General features: G+C 60.3%; 19 protein-coding genes. 15 read left to right on the forward strand and 4 right to left on the reverse strand.

Annotation, left to right across the window (positions count from 1 at the left end; genetic code table 11):
* Positions 1-86: 86 nt before the first annotated feature.
* Positions 87-1,514, reverse strand: coding sequence for a metalloprotease TldD (tldD, locus tag FOM92_RS11210; protein ID WP_143776956.1), 1,428 nt, complete (start codon positions 1,512-1,514; stop codon positions 87-89).
* A gap of 117 nt (positions 1,515-1,631) precedes the next feature.
* On the opposite strand from tldD, the gene tgt reads away from it, so the two are divergent.
* The 9 genes from tgt (at position 1,632) to FOM92_RS11255 (ending at position 9,706) form a co-directional block, all read left to right on the forward strand.
* Positions 1,632-2,759 (forward strand): tRNA guanosine(34) transglycosylase Tgt, encoded by a 1,128-nt coding sequence (gene tgt / locus FOM92_RS11215; protein WP_143776957.1) that lies wholly within the window; start codon positions 1,632-1,634, stop codon positions 2,757-2,759.
* Positions 2,756-5,440 (forward strand): bifunctional [glutamine synthetase] adenylyltransferase/[glutamine synthetase]-adenylyl-L-tyrosine phosphorylase, encoded by a 2,685-nt coding sequence (locus tag FOM92_RS11220; RefSeq protein WP_143776958.1) that lies wholly within the window; start codon positions 2,756-2,758, stop codon positions 5,438-5,440. The genes tgt and FOM92_RS11220 overlap by 4 nt, the downstream gene beginning before the upstream one ends.
* Before the next feature lie 13 nt (positions 5,441-5,453).
* Positions 5,454-5,915 carry a peroxiredoxin gene (locus tag FOM92_RS11225; protein ID WP_143776959.1) on the forward strand — a complete coding sequence of 154 codons (462 nt, stop codon included), beginning with the start codon at positions 5,454-5,456 and terminating at the stop codon, positions 5,913-5,915.
* Positions 5,912-6,712 carry a ferritin-like domain-containing protein gene (locus FOM92_RS11230; protein WP_425473384.1) on the forward strand — a complete coding sequence of 267 codons (801 nt, stop codon included), beginning with the start codon at positions 5,912-5,914 and terminating at the stop codon, positions 6,710-6,712. Before FOM92_RS11225 ends, FOM92_RS11230 begins: the two co-directional genes overlap by 4 nt.
* 122 nt (positions 6,713-6,834) lie before the next feature.
* Positions 6,835-7,563, forward strand: coding sequence for a M23 family metallopeptidase (locus FOM92_RS11235; RefSeq protein WP_143776960.1), 729 nt, complete (start codon positions 6,835-6,837; stop codon positions 7,561-7,563).
* Positions 7,564-7,672: 109 nt separating this feature from the next.
* Entirely contained in the window at positions 7,673-8,008 is a 336-nt protein-coding gene (locus FOM92_RS11240; protein WP_211347397.1) for a HesB/IscA family protein, read from the forward strand.
* 105 nt (positions 8,009-8,113) lie between these two features.
* A complete protein-coding gene (gene xth, locus FOM92_RS11245) occupies positions 8,114-8,887 on the forward strand; it encodes an exodeoxyribonuclease III (RefSeq protein WP_143776962.1) in 774 nt (257 codons plus the stop codon).
* Positions 8,888-8,951: 64 nt separating this feature from the next.
* Positions 8,952-9,365, forward strand: coding sequence for a hypothetical protein (locus FOM92_RS11250; RefSeq protein ID WP_143776963.1), 414 nt, complete (start codon positions 8,952-8,954; stop codon positions 9,363-9,365).
* Positions 9,362-9,706 carry a hypothetical protein gene (locus tag FOM92_RS11255; protein WP_143776964.1) on the forward strand — a complete coding sequence of 115 codons (345 nt, stop codon included), beginning with the start codon at positions 9,362-9,364 and terminating at the stop codon, positions 9,704-9,706. Before FOM92_RS11250 ends, FOM92_RS11255 begins: the two co-directional genes overlap by 4 nt.
* Before the next feature lie 2 nt (positions 9,707-9,708).
* Here FOM92_RS11255 and FOM92_RS11260 read toward each other — a convergent pair whose 3' ends face one another.
* Positions 9,709-10,233 carry a TetR/AcrR family transcriptional regulator gene (locus FOM92_RS11260; protein WP_170226869.1) on the reverse strand — a complete coding sequence of 175 codons (525 nt, stop codon included), beginning with the start codon at positions 10,231-10,233 and terminating at the stop codon, positions 9,709-9,711.
* Between the two features lie 137 nt (positions 10,234-10,370).
* Here FOM92_RS11260 and guaA point away from each other — a divergent pair, with 137 nt between their 5' ends.
* The 4 genes from guaA to purT are packed head-to-tail and all read left to right on the forward strand — an operon-like array spanning position 10,371 to position 14,082.
* The gene (gene guaA, locus FOM92_RS11265) at positions 10,371-11,930 is read left to right on the forward strand and encodes a glutamine-hydrolyzing GMP synthase (protein ID WP_143777818.1); all 1,560 of its coding nucleotides are present in this window, start codon (positions 10,371-10,373) and stop codon (positions 11,928-11,930) included.
* On the forward strand, positions 11,921-12,373 hold the full coding sequence (locus tag FOM92_RS11270; RefSeq protein WP_143776966.1) for an AAC(3)-I family aminoglycoside N-acetyltransferase: 453 nt from the start codon (positions 11,921-11,923) through the stop codon (positions 12,371-12,373). The genes guaA and FOM92_RS11270 overlap by 10 nt, the downstream gene beginning before the upstream one ends.
* Before the next feature lie 14 nt (positions 12,374-12,387).
* Positions 12,388-12,894: a GFA family protein gene (locus FOM92_RS11275; RefSeq protein WP_143776967.1), complete on the forward strand. Its 507-nt coding sequence runs from the start codon at positions 12,388-12,390 to the stop codon at positions 12,892-12,894.
* A complete protein-coding gene (gene purT / locus FOM92_RS11280; protein ID WP_143776968.1) occupies positions 12,895-14,082 on the forward strand; it encodes a formate-dependent phosphoribosylglycinamide formyltransferase in 1,188 nt (395 codons plus the stop codon). It abuts the gene before it with no gap.
* A gap of 352 nt (positions 14,083-14,434) precedes the next feature.
* Here purT and FOM92_RS11285 read toward each other — a convergent pair whose 3' ends face one another.
* The gene (locus tag FOM92_RS11285; RefSeq protein WP_143776969.1) at positions 14,435-14,746 is read right to left on the reverse strand and encodes a hypothetical protein; all 312 of its coding nucleotides are present in this window, start codon (positions 14,744-14,746) and stop codon (positions 14,435-14,437) included.
* 172 nt (positions 14,747-14,918) lie between these two features.
* Positions 14,919-15,128 carry a DUF6980 family protein gene (locus FOM92_RS16255; protein WP_143776970.1) on the reverse strand — a complete coding sequence of 70 codons (210 nt, stop codon included), beginning with the start codon at positions 15,126-15,128 and terminating at the stop codon, positions 14,919-14,921.
* Between the two features lie 209 nt (positions 15,129-15,337).
* Between FOM92_RS16255 and FOM92_RS11295 the strand changes: the two genes are divergently transcribed.
* Positions 15,338-15,736 (forward strand): hypothetical protein, encoded by a 399-nt coding sequence (locus FOM92_RS11295; RefSeq protein ID WP_143776971.1) that lies wholly within the window; start codon positions 15,338-15,340, stop codon positions 15,734-15,736.
* A 601-nt stretch (positions 15,737-16,337) separates the two neighbouring features.
* On the forward strand, positions 16,338-16,688 hold the full coding sequence (locus tag FOM92_RS11300) for an arsenate reductase (protein WP_143776972.1): 351 nt from the start codon (positions 16,338-16,340) through the stop codon (positions 16,686-16,688).
* Positions 16,689-16,694: the final 6 nt, after the last annotated feature.

Here is a 16,694-nt window from a genome sequence, read left to right on the forward strand (position 1 = left end):
TTCCGGACCTGTTAGCCCGGTCAAACATGCGACCCGATTCTCGTTACGGGTTAACTATATGCCTGTCGGAAAACGAAGCAAGCCTCTTACCCCGCCGTGCCTCCGACGGTCAGCGCGCTGACCAGCGTCGTGGGCTGCCCGACGCCTGCGGGAACGCTTTGGCCCGCCTTGCCGCAGATGCCGACACCTTCGTCCAGCGCCATGTCGTTGCCGATGCCGGTCACATTGTTGAGTGCGGTAAAACCGTCGCCAATCAATGTCGCGCCCTTGATGGGATCACCCAGTTTGCCGTCCTTGACCAGATAGGCCTCGGTGCAACTGAACACGAATTTGCCCGACACGATATCGACCTGCCCGCCGCCGAAGCTTTTGGCGAAAATGCCGTTTTTGACGCGGCTCAGCAGTTCGGCGGGATCATCATTTCCGCCCCGCATGAAGGTATTGGTCATGCGCGGCATCGGCGCATGGGCATAGCTTTCCCGGCGGCCATTGCCCGTCGGCTCCACACCCATAAGACGCGCGTTCATACGGTCCTGCATATAGGCGCGCAATATGCCATCCTCGATCAGGACATTTTCCTGTGTCGGCGTGCCTTCATCGTCAATCGACAGCGATCCGCGCCGGTTCAGCATCGTGCCATCATCAACCACGGTTACGCCGGGGGCCGCCACACGCTGGCCGATCTTGCCCGAAAAGACCGATGAGCCTTTACGGTTGAAATCGCCTTCCAGCCCATGGCCCACCGCCTCATGCAGCAGGACGCCCGGCCAGCCCGGCCCGAGCAGGACGGTCATCTCGCCCGCAGGGGCCGCGACCGAGCGCAAATTGGTAAGTGCCTGGGCCAGCGCCTCGTCAATGGCATGTTCCCATTCATGGTCTTCGAACAGCTTGTCGTACAGATAGCGACCGCCAAAACCGTAATTGCCGCTTTCGCGCCGGTCGCCGTCCTGCGCGACGATGGAAACGTTCAGACGCACCAGAGGGCGCACATCGGTGGCGACGAACCCGTCGGCGCGCACGATTTCCACGACGGTCCAGCTGCCCGACAGGCTGACGCTGACCTGTGCGACACGCGGATCGCGGGCGCGGGCGGCGGCATCGATTTTCTGGCACAGCGCGACCTTCTGCGCGAAGGGTACCAGTTCCAGCGGATTGCCATCGGTATAAAGATGCCGGTTATTCCGGCGCGGCGGGGGCGCGGGCTGGTCCTTGGCCGGGTCGAGCAGCTTCAGCGTTTCGCCCGCACGGCGGATGGCGGCCTCGCTCATATCATTGGCGTGGCTGAACCCTGTCATCTCGCCCGAAACACCGCGCAGGCCGAAGCCCGATCCGGTCGAATAATCCGCCATTTTCAGCCGGCCATCGTCAAAGCCGAAGCTTTCAGTGGCGCTATATTGCAGATAGAGCTCCCCGTCATCGCAGGCCTTGAGCGCCTCGCGCGTCAAACGCTGGGCCGCATCGGGGTCGAGCAGGCCGGGTTGATACAGATAGGAACGGGGATCGGTATAAGTCATGCCCCCTATATGGAGAAGCAATGTTGGCGGGAAAAGGTCTAATATAAATATCTCTGCGGCGGACCGGTGGCGCCGCACGCCCTTCCCTCTGCAACCAACCCTGCTAAAGCGACGGCGATGAAAAGCCGATTCCAGTTTTCGATTTCCGCCACCAGCGGCAAGGCCCGCACCGGCACCATCCAGATGATGCGGGGCGAAATCCGCACGCCCGCCTTCATGCCCGTGGGCACCGCCGCAACGGTCAAGGCCATGCGCCCTGCCGAAGTGCGCGCAACCGGGGCCGACATCATTCTGGGCAACACCTATCATCTGATGCTGCGCCCGGGGGCCGAGCGCGTGGCGCGGCTGGGCGGGCTGCATAAATTTTCCGGCTGGGACCGGCCGATCCTGACCGACAGCGGCGGCTATCAGGTGATGAGCCTGTCGGCCTTGCGCAAGATAACCGAAGAAGGCGTTGCCTTTTCGAGCCATCTCGACGGGTCGAAGCATATGCTGTCGCCCGAACGGTCGATGGAAATCCAGCGCCTTCTGGGTTCCGACATCGTCATGGCCTTTGACGAATGCCCCGCCAATGGTGTCAGCCGCGACGAGGCGATCAAGTCCATGGAATTGTCGATGCGCTGGGCAAAGCGGTCGCGCGATGCCTTTGATGCAGGGGGCGAGCATGCCGGGGTGGCCGCCCTGTTCGGTATCCAGCAAGGCTCCCTCGACGAGGAATTGCGCAAGCGGTCGGCCGATGCGCTGATCGATATCGGTTTTGACGGCTATGCCGTGGGCGGCCTTGCCGTGGGCGAAGGGCAGGAGGCGATGTTCGCCTGCCTCGACTATGCGCCGGACCAGTTGCCCGCCGACCGGCCACGCTATCTGATGGGGGTGGGAAAGCCCGACGATCTGGTCGGCGCGGTCGAGCGGGGAATCGACATGTTCGACTGCGTCCTGCCGACCCGCAGCGGACGCAATGGACAGGCCTTCACCCATTCCGGACCCATCAACATCCGCAATGCCAAATTTGCCGAGGACCAGGGCCCGATTGACGACCGTTGCACCTGCCCTGTCTGTGCCACATGGACACGGGCCTATGTGCACCATCTGATCCGGTCGGGCGAGATATTGGGCGCGATGCTGATGACGCAGCATAATCTGCATTATTACCAGATGCTGATGGCCGATATGCGCGGCGCCATTGCCGAAGACCGTTTTGCGGCCTTTGCCTCCGATTTCCGGCGGGACTATCTGGGCTCATGACCGCGCTTCGCAACGCCATCGACCGCGCATCGGCGAACAGCCCCTTTCTTTCGGGGCTGATGGAACGCAATGCCGACCTGATGGCGCTGATCGAGGCGGGCGATCTGGATGCCGCGCTGCACAGCGCACTGGCGCGCCAGTCGGAGAGTGTGGGCGCGACCCTGCGGCAACAACGGCAGGGCGTCGCGCTGGTCACGGCGCTGGCCGATCTGGCCGGCATCTGGGACCTGACCCGCGTCACCCGCATCCTTTCGGATTTTGCCGACCATGCGCTGGACGAGGCGATCGCGGCGGCCATTGAGGAACGCGTTCCCGGCGCCCCCAATCAGGGTTTTGCCGTCATCGCGCTCGGCAAACATGGCGGGCGGGAGCTTAACTATTCCTCCGACATAGATCCGATTTTCCTCTTTGACCCCCGCACGCTGCCGCACCGCGAACGGGATGATGTTGCCGAAGCTGCCGTCCGCTACGGGCGGCGCGTCATCGAATTGCTGTCGGCGCTCGATGCCGATGGCTATGTCTTCCGGGTCGACATGCGCCTGCGCCCCTCGCCCGAGGTCAGCCCCATCGTCCTGCCGGTCGAGGCCGCGATCAGCTATTATGAATCAAGCGCGCTCGCATGGGAGCAGGCGGCCTTCATCCGGTCGCGCGTCTGTGCCGGGGACCGGGCGCTCGGCGATTATTTCCTCAGCGCCATACAGCCGTTCATCTGGCGCAAATCGCTTGATTTCGGGCAGCTTAAAAACATCACAGCAATGACGGCGCAGATCCGCGACCATTATGCCAAGGGGCAGAAAATCGGCCTCGGCTATGACCTGAAACGTGGCCATGGCGGCATAAGAGAATGCGAATTTTTCGCGCAAGCGCACCAGTTGATCCACGGTGGCCGCGACGTCGCGCTGCGCAATCCCGACACGCGCGAGGCTCTGGCCGCGCTGGCGGCTGCCGGCTGGATCAAGGCGGAGGAGGCCGAAGCCCTGGACGCCGCCTATGAACAGTTGCGGACGGTCGAACACCGCCTGCAAATGCACAGCGACCGGCAAACGCACAGCATTCCCGACAATCCCGAAACCGCCGATGCCGTCGCGCGGCTGCACGGGTTGGCCGACGCCGACGCGCTCATCGCGCTTATCCGGCCCATCGCGACATCGGTTGCCGCAATCTACGACCGGATGGTGGACGCCAGCGGCAGCGACGGCCCGCGCATGGCCGAAGACGGTCTGCCGCTGGAGGAACAGCTCAGCGATCTGGGCTATGCCGACCCGGCGGCGGTGATGCAGCGCATGGCCCGCTGGCGCAGCGGCAATATCCGCGCCATCCGCAGCCCGTCGGCCCGCGACGCGTTCGAGGCGGTGCTGCCTGCCTTGCTGAAGGCGCTGGCCACCGCGCCCGATTCCGACCGGGCCATCGCCCGCTTCGACAATATGATCGAGGCGATGCCGAGCGCGATCAATGTGTTCCGCCTGCTGGAGGCACGGCCGGGGCTGCTGCAACTGGTTGCCGATATATTGAGCTACGCCCCCACACTCGCCGACGACCTCGGCCGGCAGAGCCGCTATCTCGACGCCCTGATCGACACCAGCGCCATGGATCTGCCGGGCGACGTCCCCGACCTTCTCGCCGCGATGCAGCGGCGGATTGGCGCGGCGGACTATCAGTCCACGCTGGATATCGTGCGCGATTATGTGGGCGAAAAGCGGTTCGCGCTGGGTGTGCAGCTGATCGAGGGGCGCAACGATGCCCTCGAAATCGCGCGCAGCTACGCCCATCTGGCCGAGGCGGCGTTACAGACCCTGACCACCGCCACCGTGGCTGAGTTTGAAAAGGCGCATGGCAAGGTTCCGGACAGCGAACTGGTCATCCTCGCGCTCGGGCGTCTGGGCGGCGAGGCGCTGACCCATGCGTCGGACCTTGACCTCATCCTACTGTTCACCGGCGACCATCTCGCCGAATCCGACGGCCCGCGCCCGTTGGGGGCCACCCAATATTATAACCGTCTTGCCCAGCGCGTGATCGCATCGTTGAGCGTGCCGACCGCATCGGGTGCTCTGTACGAAGTCGACACGCGCCTCAGGCCCTCGGGCGCCGATGGCTTGCTGTGCGCAACGGTCAAGAGCTTTGCCCAATATCAGCGCGAAAATGCTTGGGATTGGGAGCATATGGCCCTGACCCGCGCGCGCGTGCTGTTCGGGTCGGATGCCGCCCGCGCCGAGGTGGGTGCCATCATCGACGGCGTCCTGCGCACATCGCGCGACAATGCGAAAATCCTTGGCGACATTGCTGGCATGCGCCGTGACATGGCCGCGCACAAGCCGCCCAAGGGCGATCTGGATGTGAAGCTGCAGCCGGGCGGTCTGGTCGACATGGAATTCATCATCCACATCGTGCAACTGACCCGGCACGAAGGTCTGGTGCCGCAACTGGGCCCGGCGATCCGGATGCTGGTGACCGGCGGACATCTGCCGCCGGAATTTGCCGATGCCTACGGGTTGCTGGGGCGTTTGCTGGTGATGGTCCGGCTGATTGCCCCCGATTGCAACACCCCGCCGCCCGCGGCACAGATGCTGATCGCCAAAAGCCTGGGCTATGCGGACTGGGACGCGCTGACGTCTGCAATTAGGGATTATCGCGGGATTGTCATCGCTGAGTGGGAGCGCCTATTTGGCCCACGCGATTTTTGAAGGATAACCGAAAATGACCGATGTAAACGACACCCTTCCCGATGTGACGGTGCTGGACAGCGAAGGCGCCGCGCTGAACCTTGCGGCACTGAAAGGGCCTTTCGTGCTCTATTTCTATCCCAAGGCCGATACGCCGGGATGCACGAACGAGGCGAAGGACTTTACCGCGCTGGCATCCGAATTTGCGGCACTGGGCTGCCCTGTCTATGGCATGTCCAAGGACAAGCCGGCAAAGCTTGCCAAATTCGCCGCCAAATATGGCCTGAATGTCAGGCTGCTGTCGGACGAGGCCAGCGACGCGACCGAAAAGATGGGCGCATGGGTCGAAAAGTCGATGTACGGCAAAAGCTATATGGGCATTGACCGGTCGACCTATCTTGTCGGCAAGGACGGCAAGGTGAAACAGGTCTGGCGCAAGGTGAAGGTCAAGGATCACGCCGCCGAAGTGCTGGCCGCGGCAAAGGCGCTTGGGTGAACGCACCAATCGCCAACCCTGTAACACTGGGCCAGGCCTGCCAATCCGTTCTGCTGACCGCCGACCCTTATGCCAAGGTCATGGCGGCGCGGGCGGCGGCGCGGCAGTGGCGGCTGGGGCGGCTGGCGCACAGCTTTGATGTGCCGATGCCGGACACCCCGGCACGCCCCGAACATCCGCAGCTTCTCGCGCCCGGCATGATGCCCAAAAGGCGCAAGGGCGGAACCGAGGCCAACCGCATCGCGCTGTTGCACGCGCTGGCGCATATCGAATTTGTCGCGATTGATCTGGCCTTCGATCTGGTCGGCCGTTTTGGCGACCAATTCCCTGCCGCCTTTGCCGATGACTGGATGAAGGTCGGCGCGGACGAGGCCATGCATTTTGTGCTGCTCGACCGGCGGCTGCGGCAATTGGGCAGCCATTATGGCGCGCATCCCGCACATGACGGCCTGTGGGAATCGGCGTACGAGACGCGCCACGACGTTCTTGCACGGCTCGCCGTCGTACCGATGGTATTGGAAGCACGGGGCCTCGATGTAACGCCGGTGACCATCACCCGGTTCGAATCGGCAGGTGATTCGGTGTCCGCAAAAATCCTGAATCGCATCTATAATGACGAGATTTCCCACGTTTTTGCCGGAACAAAATGGTTTGAGACGGGTTGTTCCGAGCACAGAATCTTACCGAAAGATTACTGGAAATTGCTGGTAAACCGTCACTTTCGGGGGTCCGTTAAGCCCCCGTTCAACGACTCAGCGCGTTTGAGCGCCGGTTTATCCCGCGATTATTATGCATAGGTTGCATTGCCCGGAACTCTCCGTCACCAATCCTTCACATAAGGGGTGGGCAGAAAAACTGCCTTGGTGAAACTTCGGGGCTGCGCAAAAGCGCGGGTCGCAACATAAGGTACTAAAACACTATGGTTCGCAGCGCTTTGGCCAAAAGCCAATCACTGACCTTCAAAGTTGTTTCCGCGCTTGGCATCCTGGTCGCCGCTTCGGCAATGACCCCCGCTTACGCAAATTCGGCTGCCGCTTCTGATACCTTCCGCGTAAAGCCGGAAGATCTGAAAGCCAACCAGACCGCTCTTGGAACATCCGATCCCGAATTCCGCGCCCTCAACGACAGCTGGGGCCGCATCGTTGGCGCTTCGACAAAGGTCGAAGTTGCCGTTCCCTCGATCAACCCTGTCGAGGTCATGAAATTTTCGAGCGGCTTCGGTTACCGGAACGCTCCGACACGCGGCGCAAGCCGTAACCACAAGGGCATCGACATCCCCGGTCCCGTTGGCACCCCCATTTATGCAACCGCCGATGGCGTCATCGGTCGTGCGCAGTGGGTGAGCGGCTATGGCAAATATGTCGAAATCAACCACGGCAATGCCGTTCAGACCCGCTACGGCCATTTGTCGGCGATGAATGTGACGCCGGGTCAGCGCATCCGCAAGGGTGACATCCTCGGTTATATGGGCTCCACGGGTCGCTCCACCGGCAGCCATCTGCACTATGAAGTGCGTATCGCAGGCGAAGCCATCAATCCAACCGCCTTCCTGTCGCCTGTGACAGTCGATCAGGCGAAATCAAACATCTTGCTTGCCAGCAAAACAACTGATAGCAACGCCATAGGCGGGCCAGCTGAAGACGAGTAAGCTTACCGGCTAAACGCATCACCTTTGGGAGAGGGTGTAAATTTGGGGGCTGGCAAAGGAAACTCTGCCGCCCCTTTTCTTTATCTGCGGCACAGCCTACATGGGGTGTATGTCTGAAACGCCTGCCATATCCATGACCGATAACGCCGCCCGCCGGGTGGCCGAAATTGCCGTCAAGCTCGGCAAACCGCCCATTTTGCGTCTGTCGGTGGAAGGTGGCGGCTGCTCCGGCTTCCAATATCGCTTCGGTCTTGCTGAAACGGTCGAGGCGGATGATATCCGGACCGACGGAACCGGCGCATCACTGGTGGTCGATCCCATCAGCCTGGATCTGGTGCGCGGCTCGGCGATCGACTTTGTCGAATCGCTCGGCGGCAAATCTTTTCAGGTCACCAATCCGCAGGCGCAGGCCGGATGCGGATGCGGTTCCAGCTTTTCGGTCTAGGCCGTGAACGCATAAAACCACCGCTGCGGCACAGAACCGCATGCAAAATTTCCAATCACCCCAGATGTGCTCTGGCGCTTCGGACCAACTGCGCTAAAACGGGCTATGCGTATCGCGACTTACAACATCAATGGTGTCAAGGCCCGGCTGCCGCGTTTGCTGGAATGGCTGGACGAAACCAAACCCGACATTGCCTGCCTGCAAGAGGTGAAATCGCAAGACGACGGCTTTCCGGTCGGCGAATTTGAACGCGCGGGCTATGGTGCGATCTGGCACGGGCAGAAATCCTTTAACGGCGTCGCCATCCTTGCCCGCAACGCCAAGCCTGTCGAGGCGCAGCGCGCACTGCCCGGCGATCCCGAGGATGAACATGCCCGATATCTGGAGGCTGATGTTTTCGGGCTGCGCGTCGCCAGCATCTATCTGCCCAATGGCAATCCGCAACCGGGGCCCAAATTCGATTACAAGCTGAAATGGATGCAGCGCCTGCGGGCGCGCGCAGCCGAGTTGATGGCGGCGGAGATACCGGCCGTGCTGGCGGGCGACTATAATGTCATCCCGACGCCCAAGGATATCTGGTCGGCTTCCGCCATGCTGGACGATGCCCTGCGCCAGCCGGAAAGCATTGCAGCCTACCGCACATTGCTCGCCGAAGGATGGACGGACGCGCTGGCCACACATTATCCGCAAGGGGGTGTGTGGACCTATTGGGATTTCCAGGCCGGTGCCTGGCAACGCGACCATGGTTTCCGGATCGACCATCTGCTGCTCAGCCCGGTCGTGGCCGACCGGCTGATCGCGTGCGGCGTGGATAAGGACCATCGCGGCCGCGAAAAGGCGAGCGACCACGCGCCGACATGGATCGAACTGGCCGCGTAATTTAGTATTGTAGCAGTCGCTACATTTTGTTAGACAGCATCCGACCGGCGGAAGGATGCTTCGTATGAATGACAGCCAGACCAATCGAATAGGACTGACCCAACGCCAGACGCTGTTGCTGGTTGCCACCGGTGCGGCTCTCTGGTTCGTGGCTGCTGTGCTTTTACGCATCATTGCCCCGATGGGCGCGCTTGAAGGGACAATGCGTGGTGTCAGCTATGCGTTAGTTATTCCCGGCACCTTACCCTTTGTCTTTCTCACCAGATGGATTGCGCGCCTGCGCGACGACCAGATGGGGATTGGCATTGCCTTAGCGACTATGACCGCGTTGCTGATCGACGGTATCGTCGTTGCCTGGTTCCCTGCGGTTTATGGGGGGCATCTGCCGCAGGTGACCAACTGCGCGGCCATCATATTGTGGGGCGCTGGTGTCGCCATTCTGCTGGGTTTTTTCATGAACAAGGGAGCACTAAAATGACGCTGTTTCGGCTTTTACTTATGACCATCATCACGGTTGTCGGTGTCTATACCGTCTTCGTCGTTGCCGATCATGGTCTGGACCTGTTGCCCATCTTCTTCGGCGACATCGCCAAGATGGAATGGCCCGGCCAGTTCAACATGGACTTTTTTGCTTTCCTGACGCTCGGCGCGACATGGATCATGTGGCGGCACCATTTCTCGCTTGCCGGCATTGCTCTCGGCTTTTGCGTATTCGCAGGCGGCGCGCCTTATCTCAGCATCTATCTACTGGTGGCGAGCTTTCAGGCCAACGGAGATGTAAAGGAAATGCTGCTCGGCAAACGCCGCGCTGCGGCCTGACCTTACAACGCCCTGGCGTTGATATCATCAAGGCCGAGGCTTTTCAGCAAAAGCATGCCTTCAATCGTGACGAGCAGACGCGCCGCATCGACGTCGCGCTGCTCCTCGCTTTCGGACAGAAGCTGCGCCTTGCCCCATTCGTAAAAGCCGCGACCAATCTGTTCGCCCACGGCGCGGAAAAAAGAGTCGCCCATCGCGGCGCGCGAGGCAACCTCCAGCCAGATCCGCATATAGGGCCATAATTCGTCGACAAAGAGCATGGCAGCCAGATTGGCGCGCAACGTTTCGACAGGGACGGGAACCGACGCGGTCCGTTCCCCCAATTTCGTGACCAGCCGGGCGGAGATTTCCTCCAATATGGCCGTAATGATCTCCGCCTTGTCGGCAAAATAATAGAGCAGCATCCGGTCGCTCGTCCCCGCCGCCTTGGCCAGCGGGCGCAGGCTCGCCGCCGACAGCCCTTCGGCAAGGACATGCTCGGTAAGGCGCTGGATGATTTCCTGGCGGCGGGAGTCGGGCTTTTTCACAGGCGCACCATAAGGGCGGCGTAACCAACCCCGCAAGCGCATTTAGGAAATCCGGCCAAGGCACGGCTCTGCAAATAGTTTGCCGCCGCCGCTGCGCCGATATGGACAGCGGCGGCGGTTATGCCTATCGGCTGGTCATGTCGATTCAGCCATCAGATTCCATCCTCATCATCGATTTCGGGTCGCAGGTGACCCAGCTCATAGCCCGCCGCGTGCGCGAGGCCGGGGTCTATAGCGAAATCGCCCCCTTCAACGCGGCGCAGGCGGCTTTTGACCGTATGCAGCCCAAGGGCATCATCCTGTCGGGCGGCCCTGCCTCCACCACCGAGGCGGGCTCCCCCCGCGCGCCGCAATGCGTTTTTGACAGCGGCCTTCCGATATTGGGCATCTGCTATGGCCAGCAGACCATGATGATGCAGCTCGGCGGCCATGTGACGGGCGGCGAGGGCGGCGAATTCGGCCGCGCCTTTATCGAGGTTGAAAAGCCCTGCACCCTGTTCGACGGCCTTTGGGGCGAGGGCGAAAAGCATCAGGTGTGGATGAGCCATGGCGACAAGGTGACAAGCCTTGCCCCCGGCTTCGAAGTCGTCGCCACCAGCGACGGCGCGCCCTATGCCTTTATCGCCGACGAGGCACGGCGCTATTACGGCATCCAGTTCCACCCCGAAGTCGTGCACACCCCCGATGGCGCAAAGCTGATTTCCAACTTCGTGCATCAGGTCTGCGGCCTTGCCGGCGACTGGACCATGGCCGAATTCCGCGCCACCAAGATCGCCGAGATCCGCGCCCAGGTCGGCTCCGGCCGCGTCATTTGCGGCCTGTCGGGTGGCGTTGATTCCTCTGTCGCCGCGATCCTGATCCACGAGGCGATCGGCGACCAGCTTACGTGCGTCTTTGTCGACCACGGCCTGCTGCGCATGAACGAACGCGAACAGGTCGAAACGCTGTTCCGTGACCACTATAATATCCCGCTCGTCGTAGTCGATGCCGAGGCGCGCTTCATGGCGGGCCTTGCGGGCGTCACCGACCCTGAGAAGAAGCGCAAGTTCATCGGCGCGGAATTCATCAATGTGTTTGAGGAAGAAGCGAAGAAGATCGGCGGCGCAGACTTCCTCGCGCAGGGCACGCTCTACCCCGATGTGATCGAAAGCGTATCCTTCACCGGCGGGCCTTCGGTTACGATCAAGAGCCACCACAATGTCGGCGGCCTGCCCGCGCGCATGAATATGAAGCTGGTCGAACCGTTGCGCGAACTGTTCAAGGACGAGGTCCGCGCTCTGGGCCGCGAACTCGGCCTCAACGACCTGTTCGTCGGCCGCCATCCCTTCCCCGGCCCCGGCCTTGCCATCCGCATACCGGGCGAAGTCACCAAGGAACGCTGCGACATCCTGCGCAAGGCGGACGCGGTCTATCTCGAGGAAATCCGCAACGCCGGTCTCTACGACGCCATCTGGCAGGCCTTTGCCGTATTGCTGCCCGTCCGCACCGTCGGCGTGATGGGCGACGGGCGGACCTATGACAATGTCTGCGCCCTGCGCGCCGTCACCAGCACCGACGGCATGACCGCCGACATATACCCGTTCGACAGCGCCTTTTTGAGCCGCGTGTCCACGCGCATCATCAACGAGGTCAAGGGCATCAACCGCGTCGTCTACGACTATACATCAAAGCCCCCGGGCACGATCGAATGGGAATAGAACGGCTTGGCCCCGACGATATCGCCTCGCTGCGTGCGCTGAACGCGCTCTTTGCCGAGGCGTTTGAGGAACCCGACAATTATCTGGCCACCCCACCGTCGGACGCCTATCTGCAGGAACAGCTGGGAAATCCAGCCAGCATCATTTTGGTGGCGCGCGACGGTGCGGCCATTACCGGCGGCCTTGTGGCCTATGTGCTGCCCAAATTCGAACAGGCGCGTTCGGAAATCTACATTTACGATCTGGCCGTCGCCGAGACGCACCGCCGGCGCGGCATTGCAACGGCGCTGATCGCGCAGCTCAAGGACATCGCGCGCAAGTGCGGAAGCTGGGTAATCTATGTGCAGGCCGATTATGGGGATGATCCCGCCATCGCGCTCTATACCAAGCTGGGTATCCGCGAGGATGTCATGCATTTCGATATTGCGCCTGCAGCGGAATAGGACAAGATCGCCCCATGGAACAAATTGCGACACAGATCAGCGGCGGATGCCAATGCGGTGCGGTGCGCTATCATGCGACTGCCGTGCTCGACACATCGCACATCTGCCATTGCCGGATGTGCCAGAAGGCGGTGGGCAATTTCTTCGCCGCCCTGATCGGTATCCCGCGCGATGCCTTTACCTGGACACGCGGGACGCCTGCCCTTTTCCAGAGCTCGGATCCTGTCACCCGCGGTTTCTGCCGCGATTGCGGGACGCCGCTGCTCTATGATTATGCGTCGAGCGCGCATCTAAACGTCACCACCGGATCGCTCGACAACCCCGCCGCCTTCCCGCCGCAGGTGCAGTTCGGCGCGGAGGGGCGCATGCCCTGGTTTGGCGACCTGTCCACCCTGGCCGACGAAGGCAGCACCGAAGACACTATGGCGGAATATGTCGGCGAAATCCGCGCCAGCAACCACCAGCATCCTGACCATGACACCGACCAGTGGCCCGACTGCCGACCTGAGGGAGGATTATAAATGACACCAACTGCAAAAATCCTGCTGCTCGGATCGGGCGAACTGGGCCGCGAATTTGTCATCGCCGCCAAACGGCTTGGCTGCCATGTCATCGCCTGCGACAGCTATGCCGCGGCCCCCGCCATGCAGGTTGCCGACCAGTGCGAAATCTTCTCCATGCTCGATGCCGCCGCGCTGGGCGCCGCGATTGAAAAGCACCAGCCCGATTTCATCGTTCCCGAAATCGAGGCGATCCGGACCGAAATACTGGCCGATTATGAAGGCAGGGGCTTCACCGTCGTGCCCTCGGCCCGCGCCGCCCAGCTGACGATGAACCGCGACGCCATCCGCGACCTTGCCGCATCGGAACTGGGCCTCACCACATCACGATACCTCTATGCCGAAAGCCGGGAGGAACTGCACGCCGCCGTCGCCGAACTGGGCCTGCCGCTTGTCGTCAAACCCGTCATGTCCTCATCGGGCAAGGGCCAGAGCACGATGCGCAGCGAAGCCGATATCGACGCCAGCTGGGACTATGCCGCCGCCGGCATGCGCGGCGACCGGCTGCGCGTGATTGCCGAACAATTTATCGATTTCGATTATGAAATCACCCTGCTGACGATCCGCGCGCGCGACGGCGTCCATTTCTGCCCGCCCATCGGCCACCGGCAGGAACGCGGCGACTATCGCGAAAGCTGGCAACCCACCGCCATGTCCGCTGCGGCGTTGCAGGCGGCGCAGGATATGGCGGCCAAGGTCGTCGATGCCCTGGGCGGCTATGGCCTGTTCGGCGTCGAATTTTTCGTCAAGGGCGACAGCGTCATCTTCTCCGAACTGAGCCCGCGGCCGCACGACACCGGCATGGTGACGCTGGTGTCGCAGACATTGAACGAATTCGATCTGCACATCCGCGCCATATTGGGCCTGCCGATTCCGGAGATCACCCTGCTCGGCGCGTCGGCCAGCGCCGTCGTCCTCGCCGACCGCGACTGCAGCGATTTCAGCATCACCGGCCTTGCCGAAGCACTAGCACTGGCCACCCCCGACACCCATGTCGACGCCCGCATCTTCAGCAAACCGGTCACCCGCCCCTACCGCCGCATGGGCGTCACGCTGGCACGGGTGACCGACGGCAACACTGACAAAGCCCGCACGATCGCCGTCGCCGCGGCGGGCAAGATTGCAATCAACTATAGCGTGCCGGAGTAAGGGTGGCCATTTCCGGCATTCGGAAAGGCTGGAACAGGGTCCGAACCTAACCCGTTCCGCTCACAAATCGGCGCGGCGTTTGGGGATAGGTCGTGCCGGTTTTTTCGTCAGAAGAAAAAAGGGGAAGAAGGAAAAAAGAAATCCGCCCGACACACCACCCGCACCCGGCCCTTCTTTCTTTTTGCTCTTCTTTCTTCCACCCAATTCTCTGGCACTAACGGGCATTTACAGCTCCGCTGCGGAAGCCAAAGAACCAAGTGTGAGCCGGTGCCTTACCGAATGGCAGGTTTCAGTATGCCCAAAAACTATCGGGAACGACCGGAATGTTGTGGAAAGCGGACAAAAATATGCGTTAGATGGCGAGGTCCTCACGCCAGACCACTTTGTCTCCCCAGTAGCGAATGACAGGTGGAGTGTCGTCGAGGCGAAGCTCAAACCAGAACTGATCATTCCAAAGCGTCTCACTGCCGCTCGTCATGCCACCAAGTATGATACCGCCTCCCTCCTCTCGGTCGGCATGGTCTACGCTCCACCGCATCTCGAACCCGCCAATGGCCACATTAATGATCCCGTCCCACTCGTCGATGGGTTGGAAGCGGACGGTATATGGGCCTTCAGCGCCGGTGAAAGACAGACTGAAGTCCGATGGAACAGTCGTTCTCATTCGACCAGTCTGCCACACAGCGGTCTTGTCCGCAATGTTGTCGTGTCCCGACAGGCAGCTTTTTATTGCAAACTGTCCCAAAGCGGCCCCTCGTTCACCCGATGAGCCAACGGCAGATAACGAAGGCTTATAATTATGGCCCCAATGACCGGAAAGTTGTGGAAAGCTGCCCTCAGTCCAAGCCGTTTGGAAGCTTAGTCGCGCACCAAGGGCAGTATGAAATTGTGATGACCGAGTGGCCTCCGTCATGGATGATAAGACCATAGCTATCTCTATTTTCAGAATAATAGATGAGACAGTCAGGGCAATCAAATCGGTCTGGATGCATGTCGCAAATATTCTCGACATTTGAGCGCATCATTTCACAACAGTGTTTGGTCATGCAGTTATTTTCCAGATTTATTCAATGTCCGCAATGTTGTCGTGTCCTGATAGTCCGCTTTTATCGTAATTTGTCGGAAAGCCGCCCTTCATTCAGATGATTAACCAACGGCAGCTATCGAAAGCGTAAAATAGTCGCCTTAATGGCAGCTTTGTTGTGGGAAGCGGACATTGCTCGCTTTGAACACGCTTTGACGTTAGGCAAACGCGATGAGCACGCCGAACCACATCTACATTCGTTTTGTCTGCTTTCGGTCGGTCGAGGGCCAGCGGCAACGGTTAGGTGTTTTTCAGGCATTGGATGAAGCAAAAGACTGCGATTTTGCGCCATTATGGGCCTTGCGCCAAATTGACGAGACATATGTTTGGTTTAAGGAAAATCTCAAGGTCCCTAGCCATTTTGAGAGGACTTGGGGCGGTCAAGGACGGTCCGGACTATCGTGGTTCAAACCCTCTGCCATTGAGCACATCAAGCAAATGCATCAATTAAAATTGGCGGTTGAGGAATGCGGCCTGCACGTTGAAATACTGACAACAAGAGACCCTGGGTCGGTAATTTGGCAGGACGAACACCAACTGGTCGCTGATCCGGGAAATAGAAAGTTCTGACGGTCCGCAATGTTGTCGTATCCGGAAAGTCCGCTTTCGATCTGGGATTTCCATTAACAGACATATTCCCCCTCTCCCCTTTAGGGGAGAGGTACGTAGTCTTATGGCTTTAGCCATTAGACGAAGTGGAGAGGGGGAGGTCGGGCGCGAACCTCACCGTTGGAGCCCCTCTCCAACTGCGCCTAGGCCTTTCGGCCAAGGCTTCGTATCCTCTCCCCTGAAGGGGAGAGGGGAAATCTCACACAAAGACACGAAGGCGCGAAGAATAAGGTAAGAAGAACATCACATTTTATCCCTGACCGTCACCCTGAACTTGTTTCAGGGTCTTAGTCCTGCGACGTTGAAAACTAAGACCCTGAAACAAGTTCAGGGTGACGGGGTTTTGGTAACAGGGTGTCGGTTCTTTTTGAGTTGGTGACGGTGCTGTTTAAGGTGGCGTCGCTCCTTTTCTCTTTCCCCCTCTGCGCTCCTTCCCTACCCCTTCGCGTCTTCGTGCGAACCCGATAATCCCGACCGTGCATTAAATGCTGTCATCTGGGCTCTCTAAGGAATATGCAGGAACAGCATGGCGCACGCCCCCTGTAAATATACCGAGAAATCAATGGCTAAAGTCACTCTCTATGGCATCCCCAATTGCGATACGGTCAAAAAGGCCCGCACCTATCTCGACGGGCGGGGTGTGGGGTATCATTTTCATGATTATAAAAAGGCAGGCATTGAGGCCGCCGATCTGGAGCGGTGGACCCGCCAAGTCGGGTGGGAGAAATTGCTGAACAAGGCCGGCACCACGTTCAAGAAGCTGCCCGATGCGGACAAGGCCGATATTGACGAGCAAAAGGCCATCGCCCTGATGCTCGCCAATCCGTCGATGATCAAGCGTCCGGTGGTCGAGGGCGGGGCATCGTTGCTGGTCGGGTTCAAACCGGAAATCTATGATGCGGAGAAATTCTGAACCGGT

Source organism: Sphingorhabdus contaminans, assembly GCF_007280415.1.
Taxonomy (GTDB): domain Bacteria; phylum Pseudomonadota; class Alphaproteobacteria; order Sphingomonadales; family Sphingomonadaceae; genus Sphingorhabdus_B; species Sphingorhabdus_B contaminans.

What these genes read in the sequence shown, in the direction of transcription:
- xth (WP_143776962.1), top strand. Translation starts at nt 8,114, where the DNA reads ATGCGTATCGCGACTTACAACATCAATGGTGTCAAGGCCCGGCTGCCG.
- tgt (WP_143776957.1), top strand. Translation starts at nt 1,632, where the DNA reads ATGAAAAGCCGATTCCAGTTTTCGATTTCCGCCACCAGCGGCAAGGCC.
- FOM92_RS11235 (WP_143776960.1), top strand. Translation starts at nt 6,835, where the DNA reads ATGGTTCGCAGCGCTTTGGCCAAAAGCCAATCACTGACCTTCAAAGTT.
- FOM92_RS16255 (WP_143776970.1), bottom strand. Translation starts at nt 15,128, where the DNA reads ATGACCAAACACTGTTGTGAAATGATGCGCTCAAATGTCGAGAATATT.
- FOM92_RS11300 (WP_143776972.1), top strand. Translation starts at nt 16,338, where the DNA reads ATGGCTAAAGTCACTCTCTATGGCATCCCCAATTGCGATACGGTCAAA.
- purT (WP_143776968.1), top strand. Translation starts at nt 12,895, where the DNA reads ATGACACCAACTGCAAAAATCCTGCTGCTCGGATCGGGCGAACTGGGC.
- FOM92_RS11270 (WP_143776966.1), top strand. Translation starts at nt 11,921, where the DNA reads ATGGGAATAGAACGGCTTGGCCCCGACGATATCGCCTCGCTGCGTGCG.
- tldD (WP_143776956.1), bottom strand. Translation starts at nt 1,514, where the DNA reads ATGACTTATACCGATCCCCGTTCCTATCTGTATCAACCCGGCCTGCTC.
- FOM92_RS11250 (WP_143776963.1), top strand. Translation starts at nt 8,952, where the DNA reads ATGAATGACAGCCAGACCAATCGAATAGGACTGACCCAACGCCAGACG.
- FOM92_RS11285 (WP_143776969.1), bottom strand. Translation starts at nt 14,746, where the DNA reads ATGAGAACGACTGTTCCATCGGACTTCAGTCTGTCTTTCACCGGCGCT.
- FOM92_RS11275 (WP_143776967.1), top strand. Translation starts at nt 12,388, where the DNA reads ATGGAACAAATTGCGACACAGATCAGCGGCGGATGCCAATGCGGTGCG.
- FOM92_RS11220 (WP_143776958.1), top strand. Translation starts at nt 2,756, where the DNA reads ATGACCGCGCTTCGCAACGCCATCGACCGCGCATCGGCGAACAGCCCC.
- FOM92_RS11295 (WP_143776971.1), top strand. Translation starts at nt 15,338, where the DNA reads ATGAGCACGCCGAACCACATCTACATTCGTTTTGTCTGCTTTCGGTCG.
- guaA (WP_143777818.1), top strand. Translation starts at nt 10,371, where the DNA reads ATGTCGATTCAGCCATCAGATTCCATCCTCATCATCGATTTCGGGTCG.
- FOM92_RS11240 (WP_211347397.1), top strand. Translation starts at nt 7,673, where the DNA reads ATGTCTGAAACGCCTGCCATATCCATGACCGATAACGCCGCCCGCCGG.
- FOM92_RS11255 (WP_143776964.1), top strand. Translation starts at nt 9,362, where the DNA reads ATGACGCTGTTTCGGCTTTTACTTATGACCATCATCACGGTTGTCGGT.
- FOM92_RS11225 (WP_143776959.1), top strand. Translation starts at nt 5,454, where the DNA reads ATGACCGATGTAAACGACACCCTTCCCGATGTGACGGTGCTGGACAGC.